General features: G+C 40.5%; 1 protein-coding gene. It reads right to left on the reverse strand.

Annotated features, from left to right (window positions below; translation table 11 throughout):
* Positions 1-194: 194 nt before the first annotated feature.
* On the reverse strand, positions 195-1,121 hold a 927-nt coding region (locus D8863_RS10375; RefSeq protein WP_142999482.1), incomplete at its 5' end, for a hemolysin family protein.

The following is a 1,121-nucleotide window of genomic DNA, read 5'->3' on the forward strand; positions in this document are numbered from 1 at the left end:
GCCAAGTGGTAAGGCACGGCTCTGCAAAAGCTTGATCGTCGGTTCAAATCCGTCTACCGCCTTTCAGTACCTGAATTAACAGGAATTAACCGAATGAAAAGCCCGTAAAATCGGGCTTTTTTGTTATTCAAATAGATAGGGATAACTGTGTCTACCATATAGATTTACAAAAAGCAGTGACTCAAGTCACTGCTTTATTCTGTTTCTTCTTCAGTCTCTATTTCAGTGATTTGGACTTTTACCTTGGTAACACGTCCGTTTTTCACCTTGTCATTGGTTAGGATGATTTGTTTGTTTTGGCTGACCAATTCATAACTGAGTTTTTCAGTCGTTGGAATCATTCCCACACCCGTCAAATAATAACCGGCGATGGTATCAACATCATCACTTTCCAGTTCCACATCAAAGTAGTCATTAAAATCATTAAGATTCATGGTACCTTGAACGATATAGGTGTCTTCTCCTATTTGATGGACTTCAATTTCAGCCTTGTCAGTCTCATCATCAATCTCACCAACAATTTCTTCTAAGAGGTCTTCCAGAGTTACCAAACCAGCCATTCCACCGTATTCATCTAGTAAGATGGCCATTTGATTTTGGGTATTTCGAAGTTCTTTAAGAAGATCGTCCACAAAGATAGTCTCAGGAACAAACAGTGGCGTTTGGAGAATTCGTTTCCAAACAATATTGTCAAAGCCATCCACAAAAGCGGCATTCAACAAGCGCTTGGTGTGAATCAAACCAATAACATTATCCTTATCCCCATCATAAACAGGGATACGTGAGAAATTTTGCTTTAAAATACTCTCGATAATCGTTTGACTGTCATCCTGAATATCCACCATAAAGGCATCTGTTCGGGGCACCATTCCCTCCCGAGCCATTAGTTCATCTAAAGAAAAGACTCCCTGTAGCATTTCAATCTCATCTGCATCCAGTGTTTCTTCGCTGTTAGTGAGCATATACTCAATTTCATCACGTGTCATCTTTTCATCAGCATCATCAAAGGTCATTGGCGTCACACGGCTCAATAGATTCGTTGAGGCTGACAAAAGCCAAACAAAGGGACTGACAATTTTCCCCAAACCAATAATGACTGGCGCTGTTCGGATAGCTAAGGT

The sequence above is a fragment of the Streptococcus oralis genome, from assembly GCF_003943825.1.
GTDB classification, from domain to species: domain Bacteria; phylum Bacillota; class Bacilli; order Lactobacillales; family Streptococcaceae; genus Streptococcus; species Streptococcus oralis_CD.